Genomic DNA, 508 nt, shown 5'->3' with positions numbered 1-508 from the left:
CAAGTCTGAACGTCGAGCTGACGACGCTACAGGCCAAACTGGCGGGGTCAAGGGCGCGCCTGGCCACAGCGCTCGAACTGCAGAAAAGCGGCGATGGGCTCGGGATCACCGAAGTTCTGTCCTCACCAACAATCCAGCTTTTAAGGGCCGAGCAGGCGAGGGTCATCAGAGCCATCGCACAGATCGATGAAAGCGGCGCTGTCATGAGCCCTGAGCGGCCGCAATTATCCTCCCAGCTCAGTTCACTTAACAAACAGATCGATTCAGAGATCGCCCAGATCATCGCTGCCTTGCGCAACGAGATCGAGGTCAACGAAAAACAGCGGCAGGAAGTCGAGGCAAGCCTCAATGATGTGCAACGCGCCATTTCCACGACGGATATGGCAATGGTTCAATCCGGGCAACTTGACCGGGAAGCAGCAGCGAACCGCTCGATCTACGAGACATATCTGGCCCGCTACAAGCAGACTATCGAACAGGACGGCATCGCGACTGCGGAGGCGCGGAT

Annotated in this window: 1 pseudogene; it reads left to right on the top strand. The window is 57.7% G+C overall.

Going from position 1 to position 508, the window contains the following annotated elements:
• A pseudogene (locus tag AB4Z23_RS28245) lies at positions 1-508 on the top strand (GumC family protein); the annotation flags it as partial.

The organism is Agrobacterium sp. MCAB5 (assembly GCF_052114365.1).
Classification (GTDB): domain Bacteria; phylum Pseudomonadota; class Alphaproteobacteria; order Rhizobiales; family Rhizobiaceae; genus Agrobacterium; species Agrobacterium tumefaciens.
This window is presented reverse-complemented; position numbering and strand designations above follow the sequence as displayed.